Here is a 449-nt window from a genome sequence, read left to right as displayed (position 1 = left end):
CGTCCTGCCGCAGACCCTGCACGTGGATTCCCCCACCGAGCACGTGGACTGGGAGTCGGGAGCCGTCAGCCTCCTGACGGAGAACACCGAATGGCCCGAGGCGGACCGGCCGCGCCGCGCCGGTGTCTCCTCCTTCGGCATCTCCGGCACCAACGCCCACCTCATCCTGGAACAGGCATCACCGCTGCCGAGTCCGGAGCAGGAGTCGGACGGCGATTCCGCAGCACCCGAGGCACTGCACCTGATGTGGCCACTCTCCGCCAAGACGGACGAGGCGCTGGCCCAGCAGGCGCAGCGGCTCCTGAAGCATCTCGGTGATCAGCCCGAGCTGCGGGCCGGGGACCTGGCCCGTGCGCTCGCCACCACGCGGACGCATCACTCCCACCGTGCGGTGGTCGTGGGTCAGGACATCGACGAACTCCAGGCCGGACTCGCCGCCCTGGCCCGCG

General features: G+C 70.8%; 1 protein-coding gene. It reads left to right on the top strand.

Going from position 1 to position 449, the window contains the following annotated elements; all coding sequences use genetic code 11:
- Positions 1-22: 22 nt before the first annotated feature.
- On the top strand, positions 23-449 hold a 427-nt coding region (locus tag VT52_RS34235), incomplete at its 3' end, for a ketoacyl-synthetase C-terminal extension domain-containing protein (protein WP_276208000.1).

This window comes from Streptomyces malaysiense, assembly GCF_000980885.2.
GTDB lineage: Bacteria > Actinomycetota > Actinomycetes > Streptomycetales > Streptomycetaceae > Streptomyces > Streptomyces malaysiense.
This window is presented reverse-complemented; position numbering and strand designations above follow the sequence as displayed.